Consider the following 9,713-nt stretch of genomic DNA (forward strand, 5'->3'; position numbering starts at 1 on the left):
TTCTCCCCCCTTGCCCTTCAACCCATTTACCATAGACTTACCCGTTAGGGAAATTATACCTTCCGTTAGGGAGCACCTGGCGGCGCAGAACACGCTGATCGTAAACGCCCCTCCCGGAGCCGGTAAAAGCACCTTGCTGCCCCTGGCTTTGCTGGACGAGGCCTGGCTAAAAGATCAGAAGATCATCATGCTGGAGCCCCGGCGCCTAGCGGCCAAAACCATTGCCGAGCGCCTGGCGCAGCTGCTGGGCGAGGAGGTTGGCCAGACCGTCGGCTACCGCATCCGTTTCGAGAACCGCACCTCCGCTGCCACCCGCATCGAGGTCGTAACAGAAGGCATCCTTACCCGCATGATCCACAGCGACCGCTCGCTGGCGGGCATCGGCATCGTGATTTTCGACGAGTTTCATGAGCGCAGCATCCATGCCGACGTAGCCATGGCCCTGAGCCGGGAGGCGCAGCAGGCGCTTCGCCCGGACCTGCGCATCATGGTGATGTCGGCCACCCTGGACATGCCCCAGCTCACGAGCCTGCTTAAGGCCCCGGTGGCGCAAAGCATGGGGAGGCAATACCCCATCAACACCATCTATACCGGCGACGCCGACGACCGCATGCTGCCTGAAATGACGGCCAAAGTGGTGCAGCAGGCAGCGCAGGAGCAGGAAGGCGATATCCTCGTGTTCCTGCCCGGCGAAAACGACATCCGGAAAGTAGAAATTATACTTCGCAGGCAGCTGCGCGGCGTGCAGATACACCCGCTGTTCGGCATGCTGCCCTTCGGCAAGCAGTACGCCGCCATCATGCCCGACCGCCAGGGCAGGCGCAAAGTGGTGCTGGCGACAAGTATAGCCGAGACCAGCTTAACCATAGAAGGCATTTCGGTGGTGGTGGATACGGGCTTCGGCAAAACCTCCCGCTTCGACCCGAAGTCCGGTTTGTCGCGCCTCGAAACGGTGCGCATCTCCAAAGACGCCGCCGACCAGCGTGCCGGTCGCGCCGGACGCCTGGGCCCCGGCACCGCCTACCGCATGTGGAGCAAAACCACGCAGGAGCGCATGGCCCCGCACCGCACCCCCGAGATCATGGAAGCCGACCTGTCCTCGCTGGTGCTGGACATGGCGCAGTGGGGCATTACGGATATCCGTGGCCTTACCTGGCTGAACCCGCCGCCGCGCGCTGCCCTGGCCTATGCCACCGACATGCTGTACCAGCTGCAGGCGCTGGAGCATGGCCGCATCACGGAGCACGGCCAGAACATGCACCGGCTGCCGTGCCACCCGCGCATCGCGCACATGCTGCTCAAAGCTGAGGAAACCAGCCAGGTGCCACTGGCCTCCGATATTGCCGCCGTCCTGGAAGAGCGCGACCCGCTGGACCGCAACGCCGGCATCGACATTAATTTAAGAGTAGAGGCCCTGCGCAGGTATAGAAAAGAGCAGGGGCAGGGCAAGCGCTTTGCCAAGATCGAGAAGATTGCCCGCTCGTACCGCCAGCTGTTTGAGGTGGCGCCCGATAACGGCATGTTTGATGAGTATGAAACTGGTGTGCTGCTGGCCCATTGCTACCCCGAGCGCATCGCCTACGCCCGCCCCGGCAACAACGCCCAGTTCCAGCTGGCCAGCGGGCAGTATGCTTCCGCCGGTCATAGAGATGATCTGGCGCACGAGCCCTGGCTGGCCATCGCGCACCTGCACGCCGGCACCGGCGACAACCCGGGCCGCATTTTCCTGGCCTCCCCGCTCAACCCCCGCGACCTGGCCCCGCTGGTAAAGCAGCAGGAAACGTATACGTGGGACGTGAATGACGGCGAACTCACCGCCTCGCTGGATACGCGCATCGGAAGCATCGTGCTGCAAAGCAAGCCGCTGCCGCCTCCCGACGAGAAGCACCGCGTACCTGCTATGTCCGAGGCCATCAAAGCAGAAGGCGAGCACCTGCTGGACTTCAACCACGAGCTCACGCAATGGCAAAACCACGTGATGAGCCTGCGCAAATGGCGCCCCTCCGAGTTCTGGCCCGACGTGAGCACCAGCACGCTGCTCATCACCAACTGGGACTGGCTGCAGCCCTACTTGTTTGATATCGAGCACCCCGACGAGCTGATGGAGCTGGAGCTGCTGCCGATACTGGAGAAGAAGTACCTGAACGAAGAGCAGCGTGCCCGTCTGGACGTGCTGGCTCCCCAAAGTATAGTTTTGCCGGATGGATCAAGTATAGGACTGGTGTATAAACCAGATGGCGCGCAACCAACGCTGGAGATACGCCTGCAGGACGTGCTGGCCTGGGAGGAAAGCCCGAAAGTAGACGAAGGCGAGATGACTGTAGAGCTGGCCCTGCTCACCCCCGAGCTCAAGCTGATCACCACCGTGTCGGACCTGGCCAGTTTCTGGAAAGGCAATTACCGGGTAATCAAACGGCAGCTGGAAGTGGTGTTTCCGGAGGTGAAGTGGGAGAGAAGTTAGTTTGGGAGTTAGAGAGTTTAGGAGTTGGGGAGTTAGAGAGTTAGAGAGTTAGAAGGTTAGAAAGTTAGAAAGTTGTTTTAGACCTCGCGGGGTCTGGAGGTTCTGTGAGGGTCTGCTATTGGCTATACTTTATACTTTCTGCCGCAAGTTTAGCGGCAGCGTAACTTGTGGCTACCTATGGCAGCAGTTTGCAACTGCTTTGCTTTGAAAAAGCAAGGGCTGCAAAGGCTTAGGCTATACTTTATACTTTGTCTTCGCGGGATTACCCCACCTCGGCCCTCCCCTAAAAACAGGGGAGGGAGCTGTCTAGCAGTCCCGGGTCCAACCACCCCTAACCCCTCCTTAGCCAAGGAGGGGAGCTTTTGTAGGGCTTCTGTTGTCTGGTGGTAGCCTCCGCGACCATTGTCATCTCGACCTTTGGGAGAGATCTGGTAAGAATTCCAGATCGAGCTCTCGCGCTGCTCGAGATGACAGAGAGAGAAGTAAGTATAATTCCCCTCTTGTGGACTAGCCAAAACGAGAGTTTTGAGCTAGCGAGCGCAGCTCTCAGGGGTGGGTTTATACTTCGCTCAGACATCGGCTTCAAAGCTTATACTTTAGCTAAAGCAGTAGCAGGCTCCCCTCCTTGGCTAAGGAGGGGTAGGGGTGGTTGGACCCGGTACCGCAGAAATCCTGTTCATCCGCTAATCCAGTAAATCCTGATTCAGACAAAGGCACGAGTTGCAAACCCGCTCCAGCGAGGGTAGCTGTGAAGTATAAATAGGCAAGTATAAAAGGCTAAAGTATAACTGCCCGGCACACACCTCACCAAAAGAGAAGGAACCAAGCAGTGAGCAAACAAAAAGCCCTCACCGCTTAGAACAGTGAGGGCTTACACTTAAAACCTTATCAAATTACAGCTTCTCCCAACCCGCCAGGCCCAGGTAAGTACTGGCGCCTACAATGATGGAAGACATCACCACACCGATCGTGATGGCGGCAAAGGCTCTTCTGCGCTCAATTTTAAAAAGCTCCGCAGCAATAGCGCCCATATAAGCCCCGGTTCCGGGCAGTGGAATCATCACGAACACCATCAGACCCCAGAAACCATACTTGTTGACGTTGTCGCCAGCGAGTTTCTTGGCCCGTTTGCAGAAGAAAATCACCCCTCTTTTATAAGCCCGGATAGGCCAGAACTTCTTGCTGAAGGTGTCAATGGACCATACAAAGAGAGGATATATCAGAACATTGCCCACTACTCCCACCAACAGGGCCCAGCCCAAGGCTACGTCGTTGAGAATAGCGTATGGTATTCCGGCTCGCGCTTCCCCAAACGGAGAAATGCTGAGTAAAAAGGTAAAAACGAGTATCTGTAACATAAACTACTTCAAAAATACATCCTGCTCATGCCTGTCATCTCCAAACTCCCTGCAGGGTTGGCCCGCCGCCGGCAAATTCTGCGTCTGGCTTTGGGCCTTACAGAGGGGGTAACAGGTCATAAACGATAAAAATTCAATCATCGTACCTTGTCTAACCCTTCCGCAACATCAACCTTTACTTTAAGAATAAAACTTATTTATTTCATTAAACCAAGTTGCTTCGTGTTTGTCACAGCTGCTGTTGCTTAGCCTGCTTTAGCACCTGTAGCTCCTGGTAGTATCTGTCTGACTACCAGCAGGCAAGTTACAGCAGACTTACACCATCGCGGCTGCAAGGTACAACCTACTATAACATACGAGGCTACGGGTAAAGGTAATTGGATTTTAGCTGGATTTTACAATAGCGAAACAGGCGTTCCGCGCTATAACATCCATTCCGGCAGCAAAGATATTAGGTGAAGCGTAATTCCAAGCAGAAATTCGACGTGATGTGCAAAATTTAATGCTGGGATAGCATGGCTCTGCTTTAAGCAGTTGCCAATTTCAACTGCAAACTGCGGATCTGACATAAACACCGCTGCCCATCGCGCAAAAAAAGTATAGCGCGAGCCGGTGGCCCACGCTATACTTTCTGGTTATACTTTGGCAGCGTTTATACTTTGCCGGCTATGCTTTTTGCAGCTCCTTTTCCTCCTGCGTTTGCTCTTCCCAGTAATCGGCATTGCTGATGCCTAGTTTGCTGGGATTAAACTCAGGGTCGATGCCAGCTTTGCGTTGCTCGTGATAGTCTTTGAGGGCGCGTAAGGCAGGCTTGCGGAGCAGGATGATGGCCACAACGTTGAGCCAGGCCATCACACCCACGCCAATATCACCCAGCATCCAGGCCGACTCAGCCGTTTTAACGGAGCCGTAGAAAGTAGAAACGAGGATGATGATGCGCAGCACCCAGATGGCCCATTTGTTGTCGTTCCGGTTCAGGTAGCTCAGGTTGGTTTCGGCGATGTAATAGTACGCCATGATGGTGGTGAAGGCGAAGAAGAAGAGCGAGATGGCCACAAAGCCCGTTCCGAACGCAGGGAAGTGCGTGTTTACCGCCGCCTGCGTATACTCGGGACCAAACGGGACGCCCGGCAGGTTCTCGACAATAAAGCCTCCCTCTGGACTTACCACGTTATACTGGCCGGTAAAGAGGATCATAAAAGCTGTGGCCGTGCAAACGAAAAGCGTGTCCACGTAAACCGAGAACGCCTGCACCAGTCCCTGTTTGGCGGGGTGGCTTACGGCTGCAGCGGCGGCGGCGTGTGGGGCGGTGCCCTGGCCAGCCTCGTTAGAGTAGATGCCTCGTTTTACACCCCAGGATACAGCCATGCCAAACACACCGGCAAACGCAGGCTCCAGGTCAAAGGCGGAGCGAACGATCAGCCCCAGCATGGCAGGAACTTCCGTAATGTTCATCAGGATGATTACAACCGACATCAGGATGTAAACACCAGCCATGAACGGTACTACTATCTGGGCAACCTTGCCGATACGCTTTACACCACCGATGATGATGAGTGCCAGCAGCAGGGTAACAAGTCCGCCTGTGTAGGCAGCAGGTATCTGAAACGCATTGCTAACACCCGAAGCGATGCTGTTGCTCTGTACACCAGGCAGCAGGAAGGCCATACTTATGATGGTGGCAACTGCAAAAATCACGGCATACCATTTCACGCCCAAGCCTTTCTCGATGTAGTAGGCCGGGCCGCCTCTATACTGCCCGTCTTTTACCTGTTTGTAGATCTGGCCCAGGGTAGCCTCCACGAAGGCAGAAGCGCTGCCCAGGAAGGCAATGGCCCACATCCAGAACACAGCGCCCGGACCGCCCATGGCGATGGCCGTGGCCACCCCGGCAATATTGCCCGTGCCCACGCGTCCGGCAATGGCCACCGTAAACGCCTGAAACGAACTGATTCCTTTGGGTGTAGAGCCGCCTTTGAAGAGCAGGTGTAGCATTTCGCGCAGGTAGCGCACCTGCAAAAACTTGGTAACAAACGAAAAATAGACCCCTGCGCCGAGGCAAAGTATAATTAAAGCGTTACTCCAAACGATGTCGTTAATAAAACTGATGACGTTCTCCATGGTGTGATTAAGCGGGAATTAAGGTATTAGATTTAGTCTCACAAGTTCAGCTAAGGCGCCCCCTCTGGTTCTTTAAATCAGATGTTTGGCCGCTTAAATTAAAGCATTTTAGCGGGAAGTTTACCTGTCCGTATAGGAGAAATTCAAGGAAAGTGAGTGCTAACCTCGTGAGAGGTATTAGATGACTCCAATTTTTGTGTACTTCTCCTGCTCTTACTCCGGAGAAAGTGTAGCCAGAAACAGCAACATGGCTTCCAGATCTACCAACTGGTCAAAATCGACGTGATGCCGGGCAAAGTAAGTAGCGATCCCGGTTTTATACTTTGGAAGCAGTGTAAAGATATTTCGCTTAGTAGCAGCTACAAAGGAGAAGTTCTTGTCTCCCAGGTAGAAGGTGGATTAGGCTAGGTAGCTAAGTTTTGAGTAGGAACTGAGGTCGTAAATCCTGTATTCAGTATAATACTCCCGTGCACTGGTGGCCGGCAGCGAGGTGGGTTCAGTACCTGGTATGCTTTTGCTCCGGATATTAGTTATCTCCTATTTATCCTGCCCTAATAAATTTGAGGTTCCCATGACATACTGCCTTCAGAAGTATATTACTCTTACAGTTCTAATCAGGAACAGCCACCAGCGAAGTATACTTTCCAGGCACAAGTATAAAGGTAGCCGTTGTTAGCCCGGACGCTTCCTGGTGCCGCGGGTAGGCGGGGCCGAGAGCGGATCGTCGGGCCAGTGGTGCTTCGGGTAGCGGCCGCGCAGGTCTTTGCGCACCTCGAAGTAGCCATTGCTCCAGAAGCTGCGCAGGTCGCGGGTTACCTGCACGGGACGCGAGGCAGGAGAGAGCAGGTGCATGAGCAGCGGAATCTTGCCACCGCCGATGCGCGGCGTATCCAGCATCCCGAACACTTCCTGCAGGCGCACGGCCAGCACTGGCGTGGTGGGGTCAGCATAATCCACTGCAATACGCGAGCCGCTGGGCACGGGCAGGTGTGAGGGCGCCAGCCGGTCCATTTCCTGCCGCTGCTCCCAACTTAAATCAGCCAGCAGTATCTCGCCCAGGTCCAGGCGACCGACCTGCTCCAGCGAGCGGAGGCCGTAGAGGTGAGGCGCCAGCCACAGGTCCATATTTTCTGCCAGCGCTGCATCCGATACATCCGGCCAGTTCTCCGGATCGAGCTGGTGCAGGAAGAGCAGGCGCTGACGTATACTGGTGGCTTCCTTGCTCCAGGGCAGCCTGTCAATGCCTTTCTCCTGCAGGGCCTGCAGCAGCGCCTGGGCTACGAGTTCCGGGTCAGGCTTGGTATTTATACTTTCCTCCAGCACCAGGGCGCCCAGCTTTTTTATACTTCGGGCCACCACCTGCTGTGCGCTTTGCTGCCAGCGTACTTCCTGCAGCATCTCTAATTGGTCTGAGAAGTGCTGTAGCAGGTCGGTTTTGTCGAGAGGAGCGGCTAACAGGATACGGGGCTGCTTCCCTAAATCCAGGTGCGCTACAGCGTAAAAATCGGCTTCCCCGAAAAGCTCAGTGGGCAGGGTAGCCCGCTGCCCGGAGATCAGCCTTACCCTTCCTGAAGACTCGCGTTGTGCAAGCCGGTCGGGGTAGGCGAGGGCTGTCAGGATTCCTGCCGTGTCCGGATTTATACTAGGGTTAGACTCGCGCAGCCGCTGTCGCAGGTTCTGTGCCTGTTCCTTCACCCGTCGCAGGGCGTTCTCATCCAGAGTATAACCAGGAGTAGGCGGTCGCTTTCCGGCCAGCAGTTCCAGGCGCAGGTGCAGGTCAGGCAAGCCATCGCCCCGCGAGATTTGCACAGACTTCAACACATCCCGCTCCGAAAGTATGGCTGCCAACGCACAGGCCGTAGCGCCGTACCCCAGTTCCTGTCCGCGGATAACCAGGTGGCCCAAACGCGGGTGAATGCCCAGCGAGGCAAGCGCTTTTCCGTGGGGGGTAGGATTGCCGGAGGCCTCCACCGCCTGCAGGCGCAGGAGCAAGTCTTTGGCCAACGACAGGGCAGTGGCAGGAGGCGTGTCGAGCCAGTGGAGGGCCGTTGCATCCTTCGCGCCCCAAATTGCCAGTTCCAGCGCCAGCCCCGACAGGTCGGCATCGAGTATCTCCGGGTCCTGGCGCTCAGGCAGCTGCAACTGGTCTGCGGTCGACCAGAGTCGGTAGCAGATACCCGGTCCCAGTCGCCCAGCACGGCCGCGCCGCTGGTCGGCTCCGGCTTTTGAGACAGGCACCGTGTCCAGGGTGGTGAGGCCGGTGCGGGGCATGAACTTGGGCACGCGGGCATATCCCCCGTCAATTACTATCCGAACGCCCTCTATGGTTAAGCTCGTTTCGGCGATGCTGGTGGCCAGCACTATTTTGCGTCGCTGCTTTGGGGAGGGCTGTATGGCCGCCATTTGCTTGGAGAGCGGCAGATCGCCGTGCAGCAGGTGCAGTTCTGTATCAGCAGGGAGTTTCTCCTCCAGCAATTGCGCCACTTTCCGGATTTCACCCATGCCCGGCAAAAATACAAGTATATCGCCTTCCGGCACCTCGGTAAGTGCCCTCCGGATGGCCTTGGGTGTTAACTCTGCCAGTCGCTGGGAAGGGTAATTTCCGGCAGAAGCGACCTCGGCAGGGGAGAGATAATGTGTTTCGACAGGATACATGCGGCCTTCGCTGCGAACCACCGGAGCACTCAGCCAATTGCCAATGGCCGTGGCATCCAGGGTCGCTGACATCACCAGGATACGCAAGTCAGGTCGTAGCACCGCCTGGGCATCCAGCGCCAGGGCCAGGCCCAAATCAGCTTGCAGGTTGCGCTCATGAAACTCGTCGAAAATGATAGCCGCCACTCCCTCCAGCGCCGGGTCTTCCTGAATCATGCGGGTCAAGATGCCTTCGGTCACCACCTCCACGCGTGTTTTGGGTGATACCTTGTGGTCCATGCGTACCCAGTAGCCTACCGTTTGTCCCACCGGCTCGCCCAGCAGGTCGGCCATGCGCTCGGCGGCGGCGCGGGTAGCCAGGCGGCGTGGTTCCAGCACGAGAATTTTGCCGTCGTTGCGCCAGCTTGCTTGTAGGAGTGCCAGCGGCACCAGCGTGGTTTTACCGGCACCCGGAGGGGCTTCCAGCACAGCACGGTTATTGGCTTCCAGGGCATTCAGCAGCCGTGGCAGCGCCTCTTTTACAGGCAGGCCGGGGAGTAGGGGGAGTAAATCAGCAGTCGGCATCACCTCCCAAAGTTCGGGATTGTTTTTGAGAAAGTATAGGTGGGGGAGGGTGGAGTATAAGGGCTGAATGATTTGGCTACACTTTTTCTGTCATCTCGAACGCAGTGAGAGATCTATCTGGAATTCTGAAGAGATCTCTCACAAGGGTCGAGATGACAGCATAGAAGTAATGAATGAAAGGGAATCAACAAGCTTACTCTCATCACCGTAATTTTACCATCATGGCCTCGCATAACTACTTCGTCTACATAACAACTAACCCAAAAAGAACCACACTTTACACAGGTGTGACCAATGACTTGCCCCGAAGGCTGAAGGAGCATTTCTTGAACTCCGGCAACCCGGCCTCATTCGCTGGCAAATACTTTTGCTACAACCTCATCTATTACGAGCGCCATACACATGTTGAGCATGCTATTGTGCGGGAGAAGGAAATTAAGAAGTGGAACAGGAGCAAAAAAGAGGAACTTATCAACAGCTTTAATCCATTTTGGAAATTCCTGAATCTGGAAGTAGAGGATGAATGATGTCATCTCGAACGTAGTGAGAGATCT

General features: G+C 55.8%; 5 protein-coding genes. 2 read left to right on the plus strand and 3 right to left on the minus strand.

The genetic code is table 11. The annotated features are described in order from the left end of the window. Positions 1-10: 10 nt before the first annotated feature. Positions 11-2,461 carry an ATP-dependent helicase HrpB gene (hrpB, locus tag BM040_RS16285; protein WP_092103706.1) on the plus strand — a complete coding sequence of 817 codons (2,451 nt, stop codon included), beginning with the start codon at positions 11-13 and terminating at the stop codon, positions 2,459-2,461. An 893-nt stretch (positions 2,462-3,354) separates the two neighbouring features. On the opposite strand, the gene BM040_RS16290 is transcribed toward hrpB (BM040_RS16285), so the two are convergent. From BM040_RS16290 to hrpB (BM040_RS16300), 3 genes are all read right to left on the minus strand, one after another. Beyond that, on the minus strand, positions 3,355-3,819 hold the full coding sequence (locus tag BM040_RS16290) for a COG2426 family protein (protein ID WP_092103708.1): 465 nt from the start codon (positions 3,817-3,819) through the stop codon (positions 3,355-3,357). Positions 3,820-4,485: 666 nt separating this feature from the next. Continuing rightward, complete coding sequence (locus BM040_RS16295; protein ID WP_092103710.1) at positions 4,486-5,940, minus strand: alanine/glycine:cation symporter family protein; 1,455 nt, start codon at positions 5,938-5,940, stop codon at positions 4,486-4,488. Positions 5,941-6,612: 672 nt separating this feature from the next. After that, positions 6,613-9,159 (minus strand): ATP-dependent helicase HrpB, encoded by a 2,547-nt coding sequence (gene hrpB, locus BM040_RS16300; protein WP_092103712.1) that lies wholly within the window; start codon positions 9,157-9,159, stop codon positions 6,613-6,615. Positions 9,160-9,332: 173 nt separating this feature from the next. Between hrpB (BM040_RS16300) and BM040_RS16305 the strand changes: the two genes are divergently transcribed. Next, complete coding sequence (locus tag BM040_RS16305; RefSeq protein ID WP_394333090.1) at positions 9,333-9,686, plus strand: GIY-YIG nuclease family protein; 354 nt, start codon at positions 9,333-9,335, stop codon at positions 9,684-9,686. Positions 9,687-9,713 lie beyond the last annotated feature (27 nt).

It is taken from the genome of Pontibacter chinhatensis, assembly GCF_900113285.1.
Taxonomy (GTDB): Bacteria; Bacteroidota; Bacteroidia; order Cytophagales; family Hymenobacteraceae; genus Pontibacter; species Pontibacter chinhatensis.

What these genes read in the sequence shown, in the direction of transcription:
- BM040_RS16290 (WP_092103708.1), bottom strand. Translation starts at nt 3,819, where the DNA reads ATGTTACAGATACTCGTTTTTACCTTTTTACTCAGCATTTCTCCGTTT.
- hrpB (WP_092103712.1), bottom strand. Translation starts at nt 9,159, where the DNA reads ATGCCGACTGCTGATTTACTCCCCCTACTCCCCGGCCTGCCTGTAAAA.
- BM040_RS16295 (WP_092103710.1), bottom strand. Translation starts at nt 5,940, where the DNA reads ATGGAGAACGTCATCAGTTTTATTAACGACATCGTTTGGAGTAACGCT.
- BM040_RS16305 (WP_394333090.1), top strand. Translation starts at nt 9,333, where the DNA reads ATGAAAGGGAATCAACAAGCTTACTCTCATCACCGTAATTTTACCATC.